The sequence below is a fragment of the Enterobacter cloacae complex sp. P15RS genome, from assembly GCF_014895905.1.
Taxonomy (GTDB): domain Bacteria; phylum Pseudomonadota; class Gammaproteobacteria; order Enterobacterales; family Enterobacteriaceae; genus Enterobacter; species Enterobacter quasihormaechei.
The window spans coordinates 43,715-65,574 of sequence record NZ_JADBQL010000023.1 but is presented as its reverse complement, the minus strand read 5'-3'; the positions used below and the strand labels follow the sequence as shown (position 1 = coordinate 65,574).

Sequence of the window (21,860 nt, the reverse complement as noted above, 5' to 3'; positions counted from 1 at the left end):
ATGTTATAAATTTGATACATGAAATGCGTAAAACCAGCGAATAACCACACTACTCCGAGTGGTTATTATAAAAAGTATAAAAATACGCTCATAATTCTATTTTTTTGATCGCGATCAATAGTAATGGCATCCAAAGGCGCAATATAAAAACATCATCATTTTTTATTTAGCGCAAACAAAAATGCGTTAAATCGCTATTACTGAAAACACAAAAACGCACCTTAAATAACTAAAAAAAGCAAAACGAATAAAGCAATCGAATTTGTGTTTTCGCTGTACGACGAATTTTTGACAACTTAAGACGTGAAACTATGAAAACAAAAACTGCTGTAACGCCTCCTGCGGCGAATCTGGCATCAAATGGAACAGCAAAACGCCTGCTGATGATGGCCCTGCCCATCATCGTTGCCGTTCTGCTGCTGTTTGTCCCCGTTCCTGAAGGGCTGCCGCCTTATGCGTGGCACTACTTCGCCATCTTTGTTGGCGTCATCGTTGGGTTGATTTTCGAACCTCTGCCGGGCGCCGTAATCGGCCTCACCGGCGTGGTGGCGATTGCGCTGTGCAGCCAGTGGGTGCTCTTTAGCCCCGAACAGCTGGCTGACCCGAAATTCAAGCTGGCGGGCGCCTCCTTTAAATGGGCGGTGAGCGGGTTTGGTAACTCCACCGTGTGGCTGATCTTCGGTGCCTTTATGTTTGCCGCGGGCTACGACAAAACCCGCTTCGGCCGCCGCCTGGCGCTGATTCTGGTGAAATATCTGGGCCGTCGCAGCCTGACGCTCGGTTACGCGATTACCTTCGCGGACCTGCTGCTGGCACCGTTTACCCCGTCCAATACCGCGCGCAGCGGTGGGACCATCTACCCGATTATCGCCAACCTGCCGCCGCTGTACGGTTCAAAACCGAACGACCCAAGCGCGCGTAAAATCGGTTCGTATCTGATGTGGGTGGCCATTACCGCGGCCTGTATCACCAGCTCCATGTTCCTTTCCGCCCTTGCGCCGAACCTGCTGGCGCTGGCGCTGGTAAAAAGCACCGTTGGGATTGATATCTCCTGGGGCACCTGGTTCCTCGCCTTCCTGCCGCTGGGCATCCTGCTGATCCTGACCATGCCTCTGCTGGCCTACTGGTTCTACCCGCCGGAAGTGAAGGTGAACAACGAAGTGCCGCTGTGGGCGACCCGTGAGCTGGAAAAACTGGGCAAACTGTCGCGCAATGAGATCCTGCTGCTGGTGTTCGTGTGCTGCGCGCTGCTGATGTGGATCTTCGCCGCCGCATGGATTGAGCCCGCGATGGCTGCCCTGCTCATCGTCGGACTGATGCTGTGGACCGGCGTACTGGAGTGGAACGACATCACCGGCAACAAAGCCGCCTGGAACACCTTCGTGTGGTTCGCCACCCTGGTGGCGCTGGCGGATGGCCTCTCCTCCACCGGCTTTATCAGCTGGCTGGGTAAAGAAGGCGGCCTGCTGATGAGCGGTATCTCTCCAGGCGTGGCGACCATCGTCCTGCTGCTGGCGTTCTACCTGCTGCACTACCTGTTTGCCAGCACCACCGCGCACACCACGGCGCTGCTGCCGGCGATGCTGACCATCGCCTCCACCATTCCGGGCATGAATATGGAAGTGTTCGTCCTGCTGATGGTGACCTCGCTGGGCGTGATGGGGATCATCACCCCGTACGGTACTGGTCCAAGCCCGATTTACTACGGTAGCGGTTACCTGCCAACCAAAGACTACTGGCGCCTCGGCACCATCTTCGGCGCCATCTTCCTGGCGGCCCTGCTGCTGATTGGCTACCCGTGGATGTCCATGATGTTCTGATTCCTGACCGCCGGACTTCTCCTCCGGCGGTTTTATTTTTGTGGAGCAATACGCTATGTCAAACAAACCGTTTTTCTACCAGAACCCCTTCCCGCTCGCGCATGACGACACCGAATACTATCTGCTGACCAAAGAGCACGTCTCCGTTGCCGAGTTTGACGGTCAGGAAGTGCTGAAGGTGGAGCCCGAAGCGCTGACCCTGCTGGCACAGCAGGCCTTCCACGACGCCGCGTTTATGCTGCGCACCTCTCACCAGAAGCAGGTTGCGGCTATTCTGAGCGACCCGGAGGCCAGCGAGAACGACCGATACGTGGCCCTGCAATTCCTGCGCAACTCGGACATTGCGGCGAAAGGCGTGCTGCCAACCTGTCAGGATACCGGCACGGCAATCATTATGGGTAAGAAAGGCCAACGCGTCTGGACCGGCGGCGGTGACGAAGCGGCGCTGAGCCAGGGCGTGTATAACACCTATATTGAAGACAACCTGCGCTACTCGCAGAATGCGGCGCTGGATATGTATAAAGAGGTGAACACCGGCACCAACCTGCCCGCACAGATTGACCTCTACAGCGTCGACGGTGACGAGTATAAATTCCTGTGCATGGCGAAAGGCGGCGGCTCTGCCAACAAAACCTATCTCTACCAGGAAACCAAGGCGCTGATTACCCCGGCGAAGCTGAAAAACTACCTGGTTGAAAAGATGCGCACCCTCGGCACCGCAGCCTGCCCACCGTACCATATTGCCTTTGTTATCGGCGGCACCTCCGCAGAAGCCACGCTGAAAACCGTCAAGCTCGCCTCTGCGCGCTACTACGATGAACTGCCAACCGAAGGCAACGCGCACGGCCAGGCGTTCCGCGACGTTCAGCTCGAACAGGAGCTGCTTCAGGAAGCGCAAAACCTCGGCCTCGGCGCACAGTTCGGCGGGAAATACTTCGCCCACGATATTCGCGTTATCCGCCTGCCGCGCCACGGTGCCTCCTGTCCAATCGGCATGGGCGTCTCCTGCTCCGCTGACCGCAACATCAAAGCGAAGATTAACCGCGATGGGATCTGGATTGAGAAGCTGGAGCACAATCCGGGCCAGTATATTCCTGAATCCCTGCGCCAGCAGGATGAAGGCGACGTGGTGAGCATTGACCTCAACAAACCGATGAAAGAGATCCTGGCACAGCTTTCCGCGCATCCGGTTTCTACTCGTCTGTCCCTTAACGGCACCATCATCGTGGCGCGCGACATCGCCCATGCGAAGCTGAAGGAACTGCTCGATAACGGCGAAGCGCTGCCGCAGTACGTGAAAGATCACCCAATCTACTATGCCGGTCCGGCCAAAACCCCGGAAGGGTATGCGTCTGGCTCACTCGGCCCAACCACTGCGGGGCGCATGGACTCCTATGTGGACCTGCTGCAATCCCACGGGGCGAGCATGATCATGCTGGCAAAAGGTAACCGCAGCCAGCAGGTCACCGACGCCTGCCATAAGCACGGCGGCTTCTACCTCGGCAGCATCGGCGGCCCGGCAGCGGTGCTGGCGCAAAACAGCATCAAGAGCCTGGAGTGCGTGGCGTATCCGGAACTGGGAATGGAAGCAATCTGGAAAATTGAAGTAGAAAACTTCCCGGCGTTTATCCTGGTGGATGACAAAGGCAACGACTTCTTCCAGCAGATCCAGAACAAACAGTGCAAAGGGTGCTCACAGCGCTGAGCGTTTCCATAATGCCGGCAGCAGCGACAGCGTATCGTTGATAAGCCCGCGCTTGTCGCTGCCCGGCTTCCAGATGGTGACCATCGTCTGACTTATCCCCTGGCTGCCCACTTCGGTGGGCAGCCTTCTTACATTTTTCCACCGCGCCGCGTGAAGATGGGTCGGCAAAAAACCCCAGCCGCACCCCTGCTCCAGCAGGCCGCGCAGCATCTCCAGTTCGTTAGTGAAAAGGGTGTGCCCTGAAATTTGCAGGCGACGCGCAACCGGCTCGTCGGATGCGGCATGCATGATCACCTGCGGCACCAGGGAGAGATCGAGCAGCGACACCGGCGATGCCACCTCCGCAAAAAGCGCCGTTGCGGCGTAAAAATCCATTTCGATCGCCCCTAATGCCCGCCACTCCATCTCATTGCCCACGCTGCGGTTGCGCGCCTGGCAGATGCCCAGATCGGCCTGACCGCTCGCCAGCATGGCTTCCGCCTCATCGCGCGACGCGCTGGTCAGGCTCAGGCGAATTTTTTGCGTCGCCAGCGTGGCAATCAGCGCCTGCAAAAAGGCTCTGGGGGTGAAAGGATCGTAAACGAGGGCAATGTCCTGCGTGGCGCTGTCCGGCACCGTACGGGCAAACGCCTCAAACGCTTTCACCTGCCGCATCAGCAGGTGCGCCTGCCGCTGAAGCTGCTCCCCTTCCGGCGTCAGGCGCAGGCTGCGCCCCTCCCGCAGGAACAGCGCGTAGCCCAGCCCATCCTCAAGAAAATCGATCAGATCGCGAAGGGTTGTACGATCTTTGCCGAGTTTACTGGCCGCCTTCATCAGGCTGCCGTGCTCAGCGACGGCGGTGAACGCCTCAAGCTGGGCAAAAGAGTAGATCAGGTTTGCCACGTTATTCTCCACGCGAATTTTACGGGGGATTTTCCCCCATAACGCGCTTTTTATTATAGGGCGCGGGTTCTTAAACTGAAATCCTTCCTGAGCCAAACGAGATAAATATGAAAAACAAAACCAATCGCACGCTGCTCGCGGCGCTTGTCGTCGGTAGCCTGGTCTCGCCTGCCGCGATGGCTGCCTGTGGCGGCACCGACCTCACGACCTGTCCGGCGCCTTTTGATGCCAAACTCCCGGACGCCCATACGATGCTCACCTGGAGTCAGGCCGACCGCGTGGTGGGCTTTCGCAATGACTACCGCAACTACGCGGGCGATGTATTCCGCCACGGCAACGCCTCGCCGCTGCTCGCCGCAGAAAAACCGCTCACAGATGCCCGCTATCAGGTAAATGGCAAAACCTATGATCTTCAGGATTACCTGAAGCGCCAGAACGTCAGCGGCATGCTGGTGCTGAAAAATGGCAAAGTGGCCTATAAATATCTGGGAGAAGGCAATACCGACTCAACGCTCTGGACCTCGCGCTCCGTGGGCAAATCCGTGGTTTCCGCGCTGGTGGGTGTGGCGATCAAAGAGGGTAAAATCCACTCTCTGGACGACCTTGTCACCCAATACGAACCGGATTTAAAAGGCACCGCCTGGGACGGCGTCACGCTGAAACAGCTCATCACCCACACCTCCGGCGTGGCGTGGAATGAAGATTACACCAACCCGCAGTCAGACTTCGCCCGGCTTACCGAATGCGAAGCGAAGCCGGGCACCTACGACTGCGTACGCACGCTGGTGAAAGGGTTACGCCGCGAACATCCGGCGGGGGAAAACTGGTCCTATTCCTCGGGCGGCGCGTGGCTGTTAGGCGATGTGCTTGAGCGCGCCACCGGCATGACGCTCGCCGCGTATCTGGAGAAAAGCATCTGGCAGCCGTACGGCATGGCCAGCGACGGCGTATGGCATGCCTACAGCAAAGGCCAGCACGACGTGGGCGCGCACGGATTTAACGCAACCCTGGAAGACTGGGGACGCTTCGGGGAATTTATCCTGCATAACGGTACGCTGCCGGACGGGAAGCAGATCCTCCCTGACGGCTGGGTGAAGCAGTCCTCCGAGTGGACGCAGGCAAAAGGTTCTGTCTCCGCCGCGCATCCGAAAGGTCTTTACGGCTATCAGTGGTGGAACAATGAGGTGCCGGCCAACGCCACAAACGTAGAGCCAAAGGTCGAGGATTCGCTGAAGGACTCCCTCTGGGCGCTGGGCATTTTCGGCCAGATGATTGTGGTCAATCAGAAGGAAAACCTGGTGATTGTTCAGTGGTCCACCTGGCCACAGGCGGAGCCGTCATTCAGCGCCCAGCCGCTGGAAGCGTCGCTGATGTTTAGCGCCATTGCCAACGCGCTGCGCTAAATTACCGAAGCCAGGCTTTGCCTGGCTTCACCTCTGCGCGACGTCACAAAACAGCGATTTCAGCAACTTAGCGAAAACAGGTAAATAAAAGATCACCCAAATGTTAAGTTATTGTTGCCTATGTAAATCCTGGTCAACACATTGTCATTCATGCGCGGCACGCATCAATTCATGCGCTTTTTGCGCTTATTAATTCTCACATCCTGATCCAGTTTTCAGAAACAGACGAGCATAACGTCGCTATAAAAACTGGAGATAACCATGGTTTCCTCAACCTCACCTGCAACCGTCCGGGCGAAAGCCGGCGCGATTTTCCGCGTCACGTCGGGCAACTTTCTTGAGCAATTCGACTTCTTTCTGTTCGGGTTTTACGCCACCTATATCGCCCACACGTTCTTCCCGGCCAGCAGCGAATTTGCCTCGCTGATGATGACCTTCGCCGTCTTCGGCGCGGGCTTTCTGATGCGTCCGATCGGGGCCATTGTCCTCGGGGCCTACATTGATAAAGTGGGTCGCCGTAAAGGGCTGATCGTCACCCTGTCGATTATGGCCGCCGGAACGTTTCTGATTGTGCTGATCCCTTCCTATCAGAGCATTGGCCTGTGGGCGCCGCTGCTGGTGCTGACCGGCCGCCTGTTGCAGGGTTTTTCGGCAGGCGCTGAGCTGGGCGGGGTCTCGGTTTATCTGGCGGAGATCGCCACGCCGGGCCGCAAGGGTTTTTACACCAGCTGGCAGTCGGGCAGCCAGCAGGTCGCCATTATGGTCGCGGCGGCGATGGGCTTCGCGCTGAACGTGGTGCTGGAAGAGAGCGCCATTCGCGAGTGGGGCTGGCGTATCCCGTTCCTGTTTGGCTGTCTGATTGTGCCGTTCATCTTTTTCCTGCGCCGCAAGCTGGAGGAGACCGAGGAGTTCAGCGCCCGTCGCCACCATCTGGCGATGCGTCAGGTCTTCACAACGCTGCTCGCCAACTGGCAGGTTGTCGTCGCGGGCATGCTGATGGTGGCAATGACCACCACCGCCTTTTACCTGATCACCGTTTACGCGCCGACCTTCGGTAAAAAAGTGCTGATGCTGAGCGCGTCGGACAGCCTGCTGGTCACGCTGCTGGTGGCGGTGTCCAATTTTATCTGGCTGCCGATCGGCGGCGCGCTTTCGGACCGCTTCGGGCGGAAGCCGGTGCTGATCGCCATGACGCTGCTGGCGCTGGCAACCAGCTATCCGGCGCTGACGATGCTGGCCGCCGCCCCGAGCTTCTCCATGATGCTGACCGTACTGCTGTGGCTCTCTTTCCTCTATGGCCTGTATAACGGCGCGATGATCCCGGCCCTGACGGAGATCATGCCAACAGAAGTCCGCGTAGCGGGCTTCTCACTGGCTTACAGCCTGGCGACCGCCGTCTTTGGCGGCTTCACGCCGGTGATCTCGACCGCCTTGATTGAGTACACCGGGGACAAAGCCTCTCCGGGCTACTGGATGAGCTTTGCCGCCGTTTGCGCCCTGCTGGCAACGCTCTATCTCTATCGTCGCCGTACGGTAGCCCTGCACACCGCCGTTGAGGAGTGATTGATGATGCTTAAATTCAGAACGGTGATTGCCGCCCTGACCTTCTCCATCCTCAGCGCGGGCGCGCTTGCACAGGATGTGACGGTGATGATTTCTGGCGGCTTCAGAGCGGCGCTGGAGAAGCTGGCGCCGCAGTATGAGGCGAAAAGCGGCGACAGGCTCGTTTTGATCTCCGGCCCGTCGATGGGCAAAACGCCGCAGGCTATTCCCGCCCGGCTCGCCCGGGGCGAAAAAGCGGATGTGGTGATTATGGTTGGCGATGCGCTGGAAAAGCTTGAACAGGATCGTTGGACGGCGCCGGGCTCCCGCGTGGAGCTGGCGGATTCGCCCGTCGGGATGGTCGTTAAAGCGGGCGCGCCGGTGCCGGATATCAGTACGGCGGCTGCCCTTCGACAAACGTTGCTGAAGGCCCAATCCATGGCGTATTCCGACAGCGCCAGCGGCCGGTATGTCGAGAGCGAGCTGTTCGGGAAACTGGGCATCGACGGCCAGGTTCACGGTAAAGCGCACCGGGTTGAACGCATCCCGGTGGCGTCTGAGGTGGCGAAAGGGAAATACGACCTCGGCTTTCAGCAGGTCAGCGAACTTCTGCCGGTACCCGGGGTGACGTTTGTGGGCAAGCTGCCTGACGACATGCAGTACATTACTCGCTTCGCCGGCGCCGTGACCCAGAGCGCCGACCATCCTGAACGGGGGAAAGCGCTGCTGGCCTTTCTCTCTTCCCCGGATGCAGCACCGATCGTGACGGCAACCGGCCTACAGCCCGTTAGCGCAGATCGCGATACTGCTCGGTGATCAGCGCTTCCAGTTCGGCAGCAATATAGGACTGGATCCGCCCGCGACGGCGAATCAGCCCCACGGTCCGCCTGACCTCGGGCTCGGTTAAAGGGACCGACGTCAGGAGCGAATGCTCGGCGCGGGGCATCGACATGGCGGGAACGGCGGCAATGCCGATCCCGGCTTCAACCATCCCCAGCATGGTCGTCACGTGCCGCGTTTCGCAGATGCTGGGGCGCTCGGGTCGAATATGCCCGACCCGCTGGTCAAGAAGATTGCGGTTGCCGGACGTCTTATCCAGACCGATATAATCCTGCTGATAAAAAGCCTGCCACGTCAGGCTTTTTCTTTTGGCAAGCGGACTGTCGCGCCGGCAGGCGGCGACGTAGACGTCCTCCACCAGCGGGACACATTCGATGTCGGGCTGCAAATTCTGGGCGAAGCAGATACCAAAATCCGCCTGTCCGCGGGTGACGGCCTCGATAACATTCCCGGCGCTGCTGTCGATCAGCTTTATGCGCACGCGGGGGTAGCGAGACTGAAAGCGACGGATCACGTCCGGCATAAAGTAACACGCGGCTGACGGCACGGTCGCCACGGTGATCAGCCCCGTGCGCTCCTCGCTGGCTTTATCGATATCCGAAAGCATGGACTCCACGTCGGCAAGCAGTTGTCCGCACCGGTCGGCAAAGGTCTGACCATACAGGGTCAGCGTGACGCGCCGGGTGGTTCTGTCGAAAAGCTTTGCCCCCAGCGCAGCCTCCAGCTTTTCAATTCTGCGACTCAGTGCCGACTGGGAAAGGCAGATAGACTCTGCCGCAAGGCGGAAATTGCCATATTCCAGCAGCGCGCGGAAGGCGTAGAGATCGTTGAGGTCAAAATTGACGGGCATACGGACGAGATCCTTAAGCACATAGGGTGAGAAGAGGTTTATCATAGCCGCGCACGACATACTTCACAAAATGAAGGGGATACCCCTAAAGCGCTATCAACCAGACGGCACATAGTGATAGTTTATGCGGGCTGGATTCCTCTTAAACAGGCTGCCCGTCTGCAAACTGCCGAAGAGGAGTGTCATACTGCTATACAGAGTATGTTGGCATGCTAACAGCCCCTGACCTTTCCATTTTGTTCACGTGCGAGTAACGAGCAAAGCGATGATTAAGTGGCCCTGGAAAACGAACGACGCTGGTCGAAATATGGCGCTGCCCTGGGATGAGGCTCTGGCGATCCCCGTGCTGGCGAATCTCTTGCCTGAAGAGCAATCAAAGCTGATTCAGCTGGCAGAGCGTTTTTTACAGCAAAAACGTCTGGTACCGCTACAGGGCTTCGAGCTCGACCCGCTTAAAAATTCGCGCATCGCCCTGCTCTTCTGCCTGCCGGTGCTGGAGCTGGGCATCGAATGGCTGGATGGCTTCCACGAAGTGCTGATCTACCCGGCACCGTTTATCGTTGATGACGAGTGGGAGGATGACATCGGCCTGGTGCACAACCAGCGTATGGTGCAGTCCGGACAAAGCTGGCAGCAAGGGCCGATCATCCTCAACTGGCTGGATATTCAGGACTCGTTCGATGCCTCGGGCTTCAACCTGATTATTCACGAAGTGGCGCATAAGCTGGATACCCGCAACGGCGATCGCGCCAGCGGCGTGCCGCTGATCCCGCTGCGTGAAGTCGCAGGTTGGGAGCATGACCTGCACGCGGCGATGGAAAACATTCAGGATGAGATAGACCTGGTGGGTGAGAGTGCGGCCAGCATTGATGCCTATGCGGCGACCGATCCCGCCGAATGCTTTGCGGTGCTGTCCGAGTATTTCTTTAGCGCACCCGAGCTTTTCGCCCCTCGCTTCCCGGCGTTGTGGCAGCGTTTTTGCCAGTTTTACCAGCAGGATCCGCTCCAGCGTCTGCGGCAAAGCGAGGACGCTGCGAGCACGTCCTCACATCCGTTCCACTAATGTTTAAGGGGTACGATCCGTTGATCGTACCCACACGCTCACCGCGAGAAACAGCACCGCCATTCCCCATGCGGCAGTAATCAAAAACTGCTCACCGTACAAGCGCGTCACCACGGGCACCAGCAGCGCGCTCGCCCCGTACCCCAACGTATGGCTGGTGGCAATTACCCCTGCGCCTTTGCCCGTCGTCAGCCGATCGTTAAGCAAAAGCTGGTAACCCGGCGTGGCCATGGCGGCACCCAGCGAGGTGATGACAATGCCCACGTAGAACAGGGCTACGCTTGCAAGGCACATCAGCCCAAGCCCCGCCACCATCAGAACTGCGGCAATGAAGAGTAAAACCCTCGGGCTAAAATGCTGCGGGCGCACCACCAGAAACTGTGCCGCCAGGGTCGCCAGCGCGGCCAGGCTCAGCAGCATCGCGACATGATGGCTGATTTGCACGGCATCGCCATTGAAGAGCGGGTGGAGATGGGGCGATAAGCCAAGCTGCATCAGGCTGACCAGCGCCGCCAGCAGCAGCGCCAGCGCCAGGAAAGGCAGCATCGAGGCCTGTAACCGCGTCGACTGATGCGCCACCGGCGGCAGCGGCGGATCCGCGGCCTCGCGCAGCACCAGCAGCAGCGCGATAAGCGGTGCCAGCGCCATCAGCCAGAGCGGTGCGACCGGACTGACGCTGAGCATCAGCGCGGCCAGCGGCGGCCCCAGCAGACGCCCGAGACTAAGGCCAGAGCTTATCGTCGCCAGCGCCGCCATTCTTTTATCCAGCCCGGCACGTTGAATGGCCCACGTCTGGGCCGCAGGCACCAGCCCCGAGACCGTCAGGCCGTACAGCATGCGCGACAGAATCAGGCCCGCCATTCCCCAGAAGGCATTCAGCGCGCCGTGCGCCATCGCCCAGACCACCAGCGCCATCACCACGAAGCTCACCAGATAGCCGCCTAACGAGGCCAGCATAACGATCTTGCAGCCGCGCCGCTCGCTCTGGCGTCCCCACCAGGGCGATGCGGGTAAAAAGAGCATCGAGCCGAACATCAACAGCCCGGCCCAGACGGAGAGCGAAAAACCGGTCATTGATACCAGCTGCGGCAGCATGACCAGCAAACCGTTTTGTCCGATGCCCAGTAAACCGGCGCCCAGCGCCAGGGGCCAGTTGGCCTTCGGGGCAATATCATCAGTCAGATTATTAATAGAGGCGCGCATAGAATTGTGAAGATAATGTCAATAAATGTGTGGAAATTATGAAGTTTATGAAAACAAATATTGCAAAAATAGTTGCGGCTGTAAACAGAATGAATATCATAACGAGAATTATTATCAGTCATGGAATGAGGTACATCTATGCGTGCTCTGCCCCGCTCCGCCGGTACAGATGTTGCGGCCCAGTGTTTTTTGAACGCGCTGCTGCGCGAAACGAAGGACTGGCATTATCTTCCCGCAACCCGTGCGGATGAGTTATCGCAGATTCATATCCCGCTCTCCCCAACCCAGGCCATTCGGGTTCCGGTACGCTATTTCTCCCCCACGCAGCATCACCAGTATTGTTTCCCGGCCACGCTGATTCAGGCCGACAGCGACGGTGGTGACGCGGTCACATTTCATCAACTGATTGATTTCATTCTGCAAAAACCGTCGGTCAACGGATCTCTGGATGCCAATACGCTGGCGCGCTTCAGGCAGCGCGTGCTGGAAAGCCATACGCATACCTGGCAGGCCATTGATTTACGCCACAACTGGGCCAACCTGCGCGATAAGCCGCTGACCTTTGCCGAAGCGGAACAGGCGCTGCTGGTCGGCCACGCGTTTCACCCGGCACCTAAGTCGCACGAGCCGTTTAACGACGCCGAGGCGCGCCGCTATTTGCCGGATTTTGCCTCCCGCTTCCCGCTGCGCTGGTTCGCGGTTGAGAGTAAGCAGATTACCGGCGATAGCCTGAATGTCTCCCTGCGGGAGCGGCTGCTGCGCTTTGCGGCGCAGAGCGCCCCGGCGCTGCTTGGCCACTTCACCGATACCCGCTGGCTGCTGCCGATGCACCCGTGGCAGGCTGACTGTCTGCTGGAACAGCCCTGGTGCCAGCGTCTGGTCGAAAAAGGTGCCCTTCAGGACCTGGGCGAAGCGGGCGCGCAGTGGCTGCCCACCAGCTCCTCCCGCTCGCTGTACAGCGAAACCAACAGCGACATGATTAAATTCTCCCTGAGCGTGCGCCTGACCAACTCCGTGCGCACGCTGTCGGTGAAAGAGGTTAAGCGCGGAATGCGCCTGGCGCGACTGGCGAAAACGGAACGCTGGCAGGGGCTCCAGGCGCGCTACCCGACCATGCGCGTAATGCAGGAAGACGGCTGGGCGGGCCTGTGCGATGAGCACGGCGTCGTTCAGGAAGAGAGCCTGATGGCCCTGCGCGTCAACCTGCTGTTCCCTACCCCTGAAACGCAAACTAACGTGCTGGTAAGCCTGACGCAGGCCGCACCGGACGGCGGCGACAGCCTGCTGGCGGCGGCGGTTCGCCGTCTGAGCGCGCGTCTGGATCTCCCGCTTGCCCAGGCCGCGCGCTGCTGGCTGGATGCCTACTGCGACCGCGTATTACTCCCCCTGTTCAGCGCCGAGGCGGACTACGGCCTGGTGCTGCTGGCGCACCAGCAAAATATCCTCGTTGAGATGCAGCAGGATTTTCCCGTCGGGCTGATCTACCGTGACTGCCAGGGCAGCGCATGGACCGAAGGGGCCGACGCGTGGCTGAAAGAAGCGGGCGAAACCGACGTGGAAAACCGCTTTGGCGACAGCCAGCTGCTGCGCTACTTCCCGTACTACCTGCTGCTGAACTCCACCCTTGCCGTGACCGCCGCCCTCGCCGCTGCCGGCTTCGACAGTGAAGAGAGCCTGATGTCCCGCGTGCGGGACGCGCTGGCCGACCTGCGCAAAAGGGCGAAGCAGACCCGCTGCCTCGATTACGTGCTCGACAGCCCGACCTGGAACTGTAAGGGCAACTTCTTCTGCTACCTGCACGATCGCAACGAAAACACCATCGCCGATCCGGCGGTGATCTATTTCGACTTTAGCAACCCGTTTTATAAGGAGAAGGCGTGATGGCCATTGCGAATATCGTCCATTCCGGCTACGGCTTCCGCTGCACGTCTACGGAAAAAAACCTGCCGCTGACCCTGGGTCTTGACGGCAGCGCGGTCCTTGATCGTCTGGCCGGGATCCCGGACGGCTGGCTGGTGGAGGCGCTCGACCAGCTGTTTGTTGCCGCGCCCGCCCTGACGGGCATTACCCTGCCGTGGGCCGCCTGGCAGGATGAACCCCAGGCGCAGGCGCTGTTTAGCCTCGCAAGCGGGGATTATCTGGCGCGTGAACGTTTCTGGCAGCTGCCGCTGTGGCTGAAAGGGGAACGTCCGCAGGCGAGCGGCGGCATGCAGTTTGACGAGAGCCGCCAGCTTTATTTCCCGCTGCGCCCTCACCGCCCGCAGGGTGAAGTCTATCGCCGTTACGATTCGCAGATTAAGCGCACCCTGAGTTTCCGCGTGGCAGACGTGGCGCTGGACGGCGAGCGTTTTACCCGCTGGATGAATACCCCGCGCGTGAACGCCTTCTGGGAGATGGCCGGTCCGCAGGCCGAACAGGAAAATTACCTGCGTCGCCAGCTCGACTCGTCGTACTGCTATCCGGTGATCGGCTGCTTTGACGATGAACCGTTCGGCTATTTTGAACTCTACTGGGCGCCAGAAGACCGTATTGGCCGCCACTACCGCTGGCAGTCCTTTGACCGTGGGCTGCACATGCTGGTCGGGGAAGAGCACTGGCGCGGGGCGCAGTATATCCGCAGCTGGCTGCGCGGGCTGAGCCACTATCTGTATCTCGATGAACCGCGCACAACGCGTATTGTCGCCGAGCCGCGCTTCGACAACCAGCGTCTGTTCCGCCACCTGTCGTCCGCCGGTTTCGACACGGTGAAGGAGTTTGACTTCCCGCACAAGCGCTCTCGTCTGATCATGAGCGAGCGTCACCGCTTCTTTCATGAGGTGGAACTGTGAACGCGCTCTGGCAGAAAGTGAACCGCGAGATGGTGGCAAAAATCCTCGCTGAACTGGAATACGAACGCACCCTGCGCGCCGAGCCGGTTTCGGCGGACGGCTGGCGCATCGCCATGGGCAGCGCGTCATGGCAGTTCCGCGCCACGCGTGGGATCTGGGGCTGGCTGCATATCGACCCGGACACCCTGACCACCGCCAGCGGCGCGGCGGTCGAAGCGGAAAGCGCGCTGCTGCAACTCGCCACCGTGCTGGAGATGAGCGACGCGCAAACGGCGGAGCACATGGAAGATCTCTACGCCACGCTGCGCGGCGACATGCAGCTGGTGCAGGTGCGCGAAGCGCTGGATGCCGATGCGCTGATCCAGCTCGACCCGGACGAATTACAGTGCCTGATGCGCGGTCACCCAAAGTTTATCTTCAACAAGGGACGCCGCGGCTGGGGGCTGGATGCGCTACGCCAGTACGCGCCGGAATATCGTGGTCGCTTTCGCCTGCACTGGGTAGCCGTGCAGCGCGAGCGTCTGGTCTGGAGCAGCGACGCCGATTGCGACATTAACGCCCTGCTCGCCAGCGCCATGGACGATGCCGAGCGCGCCCGGTTCGACGCCTGCTGGCAGGCGCTGGAACTGGACGACCGCTGGCTGCCCGTGCCGCTGCATCCGTGGCAGTGGCAGCAAAAAATTGCCATTCATTTCCTGGCGCAGCTCGCGCGCGGCGAAATGGTCGAGCTGGGCGAGTTTGGCGATGAGTATCTGGCGCAGCAGTCCCTGCGCACGCTGACTAACGCCAGCCGTCGCGCACCGTATGACATCAAGCTGCCGCTGACCATCTACAACACCTCCTGCTACCGCGGTATTCCGGGCAAGTACATTGCCGCCGGTCCGCTGGCCTCGCGCTGGTTACAGCAGCAGTTCGCCAGCGATGCCACGCTGATTCGCTCCGGGGCGCAGGTACTTGGCGAACCCGCCGCCGGCTATCTGTCACATCCGGGTTATGCCGCATTGCCTGAGGCGCCGTACCGCTATCAGGAGATGCTGGGCGTGATCTGGCGCGAGAACCCATCCTGCTATTTACAGGACGGCGAACAGGCGGTGCTGATGGCGGCGCTGATGGAAACCGACAACCAGGGGCGCCCGCTGATTGACGCGTGGATCAAACGCTCGGGCTTAACCGCTGACGCATGGCTGGACAGGCTGTTTGAGGCGACGGTGATCCCCTTCTATCACCTGCTCTGCCGCTACGGCGTGGCGCTGATCGCTCACGGCCAGAACGTCACGCTGGTGATGAAAGACGACGTTCCACAGCGCATCCTGCTGAAGGATTTTCAGGGCGATATGCGCCTGGTAGACGAAGATTTCCCGCAGGCGCAGAGCCTGCCGGAACAGGTAAAAGCCGTCACCGCGCGCCTCAGTGCGGATTACATCATCCACGACCTGCAAACCGGCAACTTTGTTACGGTGCTGCGCTTTATTTCGCGCCTCACCCTGCAATGCGGCGTGAGCGAAACGCGTTTCTATCAGATCCTGGCGCAGGTGCTGCACCGCTATATGGCCGCCCATCCGGATCTTGCAGCGCGCTTCGCGAAGTTCGACCTGTTTAAGCCGCAGATTATTCGCGTGATCCTCAACCCGGTCAAACTGACCTTCTCTGAACACGACGGCGGCAGCCGCATGCTGCCGAACTACGTCTGCGATCTTGATAACCCTCTTTTTCTGGTCTCCCAGGAGTCAGCGCAATGAAAACGTATGATTTCATCGGCATCGGTATCGGTCCGTTCAACCTCAGCATCGCCGCGCTGGCAGAGGGGCTGGACGGTTTTAGCTCGCTGTTTCTTGAACGCAAGCCGCACTTCTCCTGGCACCCGGGGATGATGGTGCCGGACTGCCATATGCAGACCAGCTTCCTGAAGGATCTGGTCAGCGCCGTGGAGCCGACCAACCGCCACAGTTTCCTGAACTACCTCGTTCAGCGTAAGAAGTTCTACCGTTTTCTGACCACCGAGCAGCGCACCGTCTCTCGCGAGGAGTTTGCCGACTACCTGTGCTGGGCGGCGGATAACCTGACGAATCTGGCCTTCAGCCAGCAGGTGCAGCAGGTCAGCTTTGATGAGCAAAACGGCCTGTTTGAGGTGGTGACCCAGCGGGATCGCTTCCTTGCGCGCCACGTCTGCGTGGGGATTGGTAAGCAGATCAATCTGCCCGAGTGCGTCACCGCGCAGGATGATACCTGCTTCCACGCCAGCGAGATGATGCTGCGCACGCCGGATTTAGCGGGCAAACGCGTCACCGTTGTCGGCGGCGGCCAGAGCGGTGCGGATCTGTTTTTGAATATCTTCCGCGGGGAATGGGGCCAGCCGCTGAGCCTCAACTGGGTATCGCGCCGCAACAATTACAACGCGCTGGATGAGGCCGCGTTTGCTAACGAGTATTTCACGCCGGAGTATGTGGACAGCTTCTCCACGCTCGATGACGACGCGCGTCGTCAGATGTTGCAGGAACAGAAGATGACCTCCGACGGGATCACCACGGAGTCGTTACTGGCCATTTACCGCGCCATGTACCACCGTTTCGAAGTGTTGCGCGAAAAACCCTGGGCGCACCTGCTGCCGTCCCGCTCGGTGACGGCGCTGACGCGCCTGGAAAACGGGCAGCGCCTGAGCATACAGCATCATCTCGACGGCGGGCGTGAACAGCTGGAGAGCGACGTGGTGATTTTCGCCACCGGCTACCGCGCCGTGCAGCCCGCGTTTCTGGCCCCACTCTCTTCCCGACTGCGTCTGGATGAGGATGACGCCTTCTGCATCAACAACGATTTCACCCTTGAATGGGACGGCCCGCAGCGCAACCGCCTGTTTGCCGTCAACGCCGGGATGCACCGTCTCGGTATTGCCGAACCCCAGCTCAGCCTGATGGCCTGGCGCGCGGCGCGAATTCTGAATCGCGCTCACGATGACGAGCCGTTTGAACTGGCAACCACCCCCGGCGTTATCCACTGGCGAAGCACCACCAGCCCGGAGAGCAGCCAGGTTTTTAAATCATTAATGAAGACCACCGAGTACTGACACACACATTCAGGATCAACATAACAATGAAACGTTCTCATCTTTGGGTTTTAAATCCGTGCCTGCTTGCCATGCTTTCTACCTCTGCGTGGGCGGAAGAACAAAAGGAAGAAGATATTGTGGTCTCCGCCAGCCGTGCCCACCGCAGCGTGGCAGAGATGGCGCAGACCACATGGGTTATTGAGCGGGCGGAAATTGAGCAGCAGGTCCAGGGCGGGAAAGAGATTAAAGACGTGCTGGCCCAGCTGATCCCCGGCATGGACGTCAGCAGCCAGGGACGTACCAACTACGGCATGAACCTGCGCGGTCGCTCCATGATGGTGATGGTGGACGGCGTGCGCCTGAACTCATCCCGCAGCGACAGCCGCCAGCTCGACTCTATCGATCCGTTTAACATTGACCGCATCGAAGTGATCTCCGGCGCTACCTCGCTCTACGGCGGCGGCAGTACCGGCGGGCTGGTGAACATCGTCACCAAAAAAGGCCAGCCGGAGACCGAAGTCGAGTTCCAGACCGGAGCAAAAAGCGGATTTAACAGCCATAACGACCATGATGAGAACGTTTCTGCCGCCGTGAGCGGCGGTAACGATAACGCGTCTGGCCGTCTGTCGGTCTCGTATCAGCGCTACGGCGGCTGGTATGACGGCAACGGCGACGAAGTGATTATCGATAACACCCAGACCGGCTTGCAGTATTCCGACCGTATCGACGTGATGGGAACAGGCACCATCAACATCGACGATCATCAGCAGCTCCAGTTAACCACGCAGTACTACAAGAGCGAATCCGACGGGAAACATGGCCTGTTCCTCGGGGAGAATTTTGCTGCGGTCACGGGCGATGCCAAAGCCTATAACAAAGACAACCTGAACTCTGACCGTATCCCGGGCACAGAGCGTCACCTGATTAACCTGCAATACTCGAACACCGACTTCTGGGGCCAGGATCTGGTTGCGCAGATTTACTACCGTGATGAGAGCCTGACCTACTACCCGTTCCCGACGCTGAGCAAAGGCGCGGTAACCAGCATTGGCGCATCCCAGCAGAAAACCGATTTTTATGGCGGCAAGCTGACGCTGAACAGCAAGCCGATGGATGACCTGACGCTTACCTGGGGCGTGGATGCCGACCATGAAACGTTCGACGCCAACCAGCAGTTCTTCGACTTAAGCAAAGCGGCGGCGAGCGGCGGCATGGAGCTGGACAACGCCTACAACGTGGGCCGTTATCCGGGTTACAGCATCACTAACCTCGCGCCGTTCCTGCAAGCCAGCTATGACATTGACGCCATCACCCTGAGCGGCGGCGTGCGCTACCAGTACACCGAAAACAAGGTGGATGATTTTGTCGGTTACGCCCAGCAGCAGGCTATTGCCACGGGCAAAGCGACCTCCGCAGACGCGGTGCCGGGCGGGAAAACCGATTACAACAACTTCCTGTTTAACGCCGGGATCCTTGGACGTCTGACCGAACAGCAGCAGCTGTGGTTTAACTTCTCTCAGGGCTTCGAGATCCCGGATCTGGCGAAGTACTACGGTTCCGGCACCTATCAGCTGGTGGATGGTCACTATCGTCTGCAAAACAGCGTGAACGTGAACGACTCGACGCTGGACGGGATTAAGGTCAGCGCCTACGAGCTTGGCTGGCGCTTCACCGGCGATAACCTGCGTACGCAGGTGGCGGCCTACTACTCGCTCTCGGATAAAACCATCACCATCAACAAGAGCGACATGACCATCAACCTGGAAGACGACAAACGTCGTATCTACGGGGTTGAAGGCCAGGTGGACTATTTCTTCACCGACAGCGACTGGAGCACCGGGGCGAACTTTAACGCCATCAAGTCCGAAACGCGTGAAAACGGGAAATGGGAGAAGCTGACGGTCGACAGCGCCAGCCCGTCGAAAGCCAGCGCATGGGTCAACTGGGCGCCGGGCGACTGGGCCCTGCGCGTGCAGAGCACTCAAACCTTCGACGTGTCGGATGCCGACGGTAAGAAGATCGATGGCTATAACACCATTGATTTCCTCGGCAGCTACGCCCTGCCGGTGGGGAAAGTCAGCTTCAGCGTGGAAAACCTGCTGGACAAAGACTACACCACCGCCTGGGGCCAGCGCGCACCGGGGCTGTATAGCCCAACCTACGGCGCACCGGGTCTATATACTTACAAAGGCCGTGGACGTACGTTTGGTCTGAACTACTCCGTTCTGTTCTGATCCTTCGCGCCGCCTGCCTGCGGGCGGCGCAATTCGCTGTGCAATTTGAAAGCAAATTTGCTATTAAATCATCGGTTTGCTGAAATTGTCGGCAAACGAACAAAAACGTCGTTTTCCCCTTTGACAAGGCGCACGCAGGTCGATAATATTCGCCTCGTTCACACGATTCCTCTGTAGTTCAGTCGGTAGAACGGCGGACTGTTAATCCGTATGTCACTGGTTCGAGTCCAGTCAGAGGAGCCAAATTTGAAAAGCCTGCTTTTATAGCAGGCTTTTTGCTTTTGTGGGTTCGGTAAATTTGCCGGGTGGCGGCTGCGCCTTACCCGGCCAGCTGATTAGCGACTAAATCTGATAATCAATCGCCACTTCTTCCGGCTCCATCACCTGACGTTTGATCTCATCCACGGAGAGCCCCGCATTGCAGAGCTCGATAAATCGCCACACGTAGTTGCGCTGAAGTTGCCCGCGTTTCAGCCCCAGCCAGACGGTATTCGCGTCGAACAGGTGACGCGTATCCAGACGCACCAGATTGTCGGCTTCACGCTCTGCGCCAGACTGCTCGGCCACCAGGCCAATCCCCAGCCCTAGCTCGACGTAAGTTTTGATCACGTCTGAATCCTGTGCGCTCAGCACCACGTCCGGCGTGAGCCCTTTACGCTTGAACGCTTCATCAATGCGCGAGCGTCCGGTAATGCCCTGCCGGTAGGTAATCAGCGGCCATTTGACGATCTCTTCCAGCGTCAGTGGTGAAACCTGGTTCAGGGGGTGATCGGCGGGTAACAGCAGGCTGTGATGCCAGCGGAACCACGGGAATGCCACCAGCAGCGGGTCATTGCTCAGCCGCTCGCTGGCGATACCGATATCTGCCCCACCGTTATGCAGCAGCACTTCGATTTCCTGCGGCGTGCCCTGGATGAGTTCGAGCCGTACGTCAGGAAAGATTTCACGAAAGGCTTTGATCACCGTCGGAAGGCTGTAGCGCGCCTGCGTATGGGTGGTGGCGATGGTCAGCACCCCCGAAGCGTCGTTGGTAAAGAGATCCGCCAGCCGGCGAACGTTGCTGGCCTCGTTGAGAATGCGCTCAGCGATGGTCAGCAATGCCTTGCCTGGTTCCGTCATGCCCAGCAGGCGCTTGCCACGACGGATAAAAATCTCAATGCCTAACTCCTCCTCCAGCTCGCGGATATGCCGGCTGACGCCCGACTGGGAGGTGTAGAGCATGTTGGCGACTTCGGTCAGGTTGTAATCCCGCCTGGCCGCCTCACGAATAATTTTAAGTTGCTGGAAATTCACGATTCACTCCGGCGCATCTGACATAAGGCTATTGTTAGAGTCAGCCGGGCTGTAGAACAAATAATAAAAACCAGCATCTTATGCTTATTTGGAATATCAGCTCACCAGTTGCAGCTCGCGGTTTTCCAGCGACGGTTTACTGACCAGAGACATCAGGATCTCTTTCACCGCCTGCGCCTGCGGTGTCAGTGAACCGCGCGCGGACATATTCAAAGAGAGCGGTAAGCTCATGGATGGCGTAGTGATGCGGGCCATCCAGCCGTTCGCCGCGCTGCACAGTGAACGTGCGGCAGACTCGGGCAGTACCGTCACCCCCATACCGCTGGCAATGGCGGCAGTCAGCGTGGAGATGGAGTCAATCTCTCCGATAATTTTGGCCGTCAGACGACGCAGCGAGAACGCTTCGTCGACGCGCACGCGCACGGCGCTGTAGTCGCGCGGCAGGAACAGATTCATCTCCGCCACGGCGGTTAAATCAATGCTCTGCCCCGGGCAATCACGGGTCCCGACCAGATAAAGATCTTCCTTCAGCAGCGGCTGGCTGGTGATCCCGGCAACCGGTGAGCGGTCGTACAGCACGGCCATATCCAGCTGACCGTTGAGCAGTTTGTCATTGAGCACGGAACCGCTGTTCTCATGCAGATAAACCAGCACTTCCGGTAGCTCAGCGCGCACCGCCTGAAGCAGCGGCATGGTGACAGACGATGCGGCCGTCCCCGGCGCCAGGCCGATGGAGACATGCCCGCTCAGGGTCTGACCCACATTATGAACGGCCAGCTGCGCCTGTTCGCACTGACGCAGGATCGTCCGGGCGTGGGTGTATAAAATTTTTCCCGCTTCGGTAGGCGTTACGCCGCGCTTGGTGCGGATCAACAGTTGCTGGTCCATTTCGCCTTCCAGAGTCGCGACCTGCTGGCTCAGCGCAGGCTGCGCGATATGCAGCACTTCAGCCGCCTGGGTCAGGCTGCCGATATCGACGATTTTTACGAAGTATTTCAGTCGTCTTAAGTTCATGTTGCCCCCTGTTCGAAAATAGCGTGCCGGTAACGGCTGTGTTGTTAAACAGGTTTTGCAATATGGATGCCAGTTTTTGGCGGCGGGAAAATATCTGTGCTAAGCGGCTGAAAATAAGGAAAGCCAATCGCTAATGCCAG

The 21,860-nt window shown here is 59.0% G+C and carries 16 protein-coding genes and 1 tRNA gene; 12 read left to right on the top strand and 5 right to left on the bottom strand.

Annotated features, from left to right (window positions below):
• Positions 1 to 311 precede the first annotated feature (311 nt).
• Both IM267_RS14775 and fumA read left to right on the top strand, forming a co-directional pair.
• Positions 312 to 1,820 (top strand): anion permease, encoded by a 1,509-nt coding sequence (locus tag IM267_RS14775; protein ID WP_074160984.1) that lies wholly within the window; start codon positions 312 to 314, stop codon positions 1,818 to 1,820.
• A gap of 55 nt (positions 1,821 to 1,875) precedes the next feature.
• Positions 1,876 to 3,525: a class I fumarate hydratase FumA gene (fumA, locus tag IM267_RS14770; protein ID WP_193033686.1), complete on the top strand. Its 1,650-nt coding sequence runs from the start codon at positions 1,876 to 1,878 to the stop codon at positions 3,523 to 3,525.
• Here the strand turns inward: fumA and IM267_RS14765 are convergent.
• On the bottom strand, positions 3,514 to 4,419 hold the full coding sequence (locus IM267_RS14765; RefSeq protein WP_193033685.1) for a LysR family transcriptional regulator: 906 nt from the start codon (positions 4,417 to 4,419) through the stop codon (positions 3,514 to 3,516). The two genes, fumA and IM267_RS14765, sit on opposite strands and share 12 nt — an antisense overlap.
• Before the next feature lie 95 nt (positions 4,420 to 4,514).
• Here IM267_RS14765 and IM267_RS14760 point away from each other — a divergent pair, with 95 nt between their 5' ends.
• The 3 genes from IM267_RS14760 to IM267_RS14750 all read left to right on the top strand — a co-directional run bounded on the left by IM267_RS14760 (position 4,515) and on the right by IM267_RS14750 (position 8,168).
• A complete protein-coding gene (locus IM267_RS14760) occupies positions 4,515 to 5,810 on the top strand; it encodes a serine hydrolase (protein ID WP_193033684.1) in 1,296 nt (431 codons plus the stop codon).
• 261 nt (positions 5,811 to 6,071) lie between these two features.
• Positions 6,072 to 7,373, top strand: coding sequence for an MFS transporter (locus IM267_RS14755; protein ID WP_193033683.1), 1,302 nt, complete (start codon positions 6,072 to 6,074; stop codon positions 7,371 to 7,373).
• Positions 7,374 to 7,376: 3 nt separating this feature from the next.
• Complete coding sequence (locus tag IM267_RS14750; protein WP_193033682.1) at positions 7,377 to 8,168, top strand: substrate-binding domain-containing protein; 792 nt, start codon at positions 7,377 to 7,379, stop codon at positions 8,166 to 8,168.
• Here the strand turns inward: IM267_RS14750 and IM267_RS14745 are convergent.
• Positions 8,140 to 9,042 (bottom strand): LysR family transcriptional regulator, encoded by a 903-nt coding sequence (locus tag IM267_RS14745; RefSeq protein WP_063868391.1) that lies wholly within the window; start codon positions 9,040 to 9,042, stop codon positions 8,140 to 8,142. The two genes, IM267_RS14750 and IM267_RS14745, sit on opposite strands and share 29 nt — an antisense overlap.
• A gap of 265 nt (positions 9,043 to 9,307) precedes the next feature.
• Between IM267_RS14745 and mtfA the strand changes: the two genes are divergently transcribed.
• A complete protein-coding gene (gene mtfA / locus IM267_RS14740) occupies positions 9,308 to 10,105 on the top strand; it encodes a DgsA anti-repressor MtfA (protein WP_003859539.1) in 798 nt (265 codons plus the stop codon).
• Between the two features lie 3 nt (positions 10,106 to 10,108).
• Here mtfA and IM267_RS14735 read toward each other — a convergent pair whose 3' ends face one another.
• Entirely contained in the window at positions 10,109 to 11,308 is a 1,200-nt protein-coding gene (locus IM267_RS14735; RefSeq protein WP_193033681.1) for an MFS transporter, read from the bottom strand.
• Between the two features lie 138 nt (positions 11,309 to 11,446).
• Between IM267_RS14735 and IM267_RS14730 the strand changes: the two genes are divergently transcribed.
• From IM267_RS14730 to IM267_RS14705, 6 genes are all read left to right on the top strand, one after another.
• The gene (locus tag IM267_RS14730; RefSeq protein ID WP_193033680.1) at positions 11,447 to 13,189 is read left to right on the top strand and encodes an IucA/IucC family siderophore biosynthesis protein; all 1,743 of its coding nucleotides are present in this window, start codon (positions 11,447 to 11,449) and stop codon (positions 13,187 to 13,189) included.
• Positions 13,189 to 14,136, top strand: a complete 948-nt coding sequence (locus tag IM267_RS14725; RefSeq protein WP_193033679.1) for a GNAT family N-acetyltransferase — start codon at positions 13,189 to 13,191, stop codon at positions 14,134 to 14,136. Before IM267_RS14730 ends, IM267_RS14725 begins: the two co-directional genes overlap by 1 nt.
• Entirely contained in the window at positions 14,133 to 15,875 is a 1,743-nt protein-coding gene (iucC, locus tag IM267_RS14720) for an aerobactin synthase IucC (protein ID WP_370551740.1), read from the top strand. Before IM267_RS14725 ends, iucC begins: the two co-directional genes overlap by 4 nt.
• Positions 15,872 to 17,197 (top strand): lysine N(6)-hydroxylase/L-ornithine N(5)-oxygenase family protein, encoded by a 1,326-nt coding sequence (locus IM267_RS14715; protein WP_193033678.1) that lies wholly within the window; start codon positions 15,872 to 15,874, stop codon positions 17,195 to 17,197. The genes iucC and IM267_RS14715 overlap by 4 nt, the downstream gene beginning before the upstream one ends.
• A gap of 26 nt (positions 17,198 to 17,223) precedes the next feature.
• Positions 17,224 to 19,413 carry a TonB-dependent siderophore receptor gene (locus IM267_RS14710; protein ID WP_193033677.1) on the top strand — a complete coding sequence of 730 codons (2,190 nt, stop codon included), beginning with the start codon at positions 17,224 to 17,226 and terminating at the stop codon, positions 19,411 to 19,413.
• A gap of 167 nt (positions 19,414 to 19,580) precedes the next feature.
• Positions 19,581 to 19,656 (top strand) — tRNA-Asn (locus tag IM267_RS14705).
• Positions 19,657 to 19,755: 99 nt separating this feature from the next.
• Here IM267_RS14705 and cbl read toward each other — a convergent pair.
• Together cbl and nac are read right to left on the bottom strand one after the other, a co-directional pair.
• Positions 19,756 to 20,706: an HTH-type transcriptional regulator Cbl gene (cbl, locus tag IM267_RS14700; protein WP_193033676.1), complete on the bottom strand. Its 951-nt coding sequence runs from the start codon at positions 20,704 to 20,706 to the stop codon at positions 19,756 to 19,758.
• A 96-nt stretch (positions 20,707 to 20,802) separates the two neighbouring features.
• On the bottom strand, positions 20,803 to 21,720 hold the full coding sequence (gene nac, locus IM267_RS14695) for a nitrogen assimilation transcriptional regulator NAC (RefSeq protein WP_063450207.1): 918 nt from the start codon (positions 21,718 to 21,720) through the stop codon (positions 20,803 to 20,805).
• Positions 21,721 to 21,860 lie beyond the last annotated feature (140 nt).

Bases quoted from the DNA above. Each gene is read 5' to 3' on its own strand.
- IM267_RS14775 (WP_074160984.1), top strand. From the start codon at position 312: ATGAAAACAAAAACTGCTGTAACGCCTCCTGCGGCGAATCTGGCATCA.
- fumA (WP_193033686.1), top strand. From the start codon at position 1,876: ATGTCAAACAAACCGTTTTTCTACCAGAACCCCTTCCCGCTCGCGCAT.
- IM267_RS14760 (WP_193033684.1), top strand. From the start codon at position 4,515: ATGAAAAACAAAACCAATCGCACGCTGCTCGCGGCGCTTGTCGTCGGT.
- IM267_RS14755 (WP_193033683.1), top strand. From the start codon at position 6,072: ATGGTTTCCTCAACCTCACCTGCAACCGTCCGGGCGAAAGCCGGCGCG.
- IM267_RS14750 (WP_193033682.1), top strand. From the start codon at position 7,377: ATGATGCTTAAATTCAGAACGGTGATTGCCGCCCTGACCTTCTCCATC.
- IM267_RS14745 (WP_063868391.1), bottom strand. From the start codon at position 9,042: ATGCCCGTCAATTTTGACCTCAACGATCTCTACGCCTTCCGCGCGCTG.
- mtfA (WP_003859539.1), top strand. From the start codon at position 9,308: ATGATTAAGTGGCCCTGGAAAACGAACGACGCTGGTCGAAATATGGCG.
- IM267_RS14735 (WP_193033681.1), bottom strand. From the start codon at position 11,308: ATGCGCGCCTCTATTAATAATCTGACTGATGATATTGCCCCGAAGGCC.
- IM267_RS14730 (WP_193033680.1), top strand. From the start codon at position 11,447: ATGCGTGCTCTGCCCCGCTCCGCCGGTACAGATGTTGCGGCCCAGTGT.
- IM267_RS14725 (WP_193033679.1), top strand. From the start codon at position 13,189: ATGGCCATTGCGAATATCGTCCATTCCGGCTACGGCTTCCGCTGCACG.
- IM267_RS14715 (WP_193033678.1), top strand. From the start codon at position 15,872: ATGAAAACGTATGATTTCATCGGCATCGGTATCGGTCCGTTCAACCTC.
- IM267_RS14710 (WP_193033677.1), top strand. From the start codon at position 17,224: ATGAAACGTTCTCATCTTTGGGTTTTAAATCCGTGCCTGCTTGCCATG.
- nac (WP_063450207.1), bottom strand. From the start codon at position 21,720: ATGAACTTAAGACGACTGAAATACTTCGTAAAAATCGTCGATATCGGC.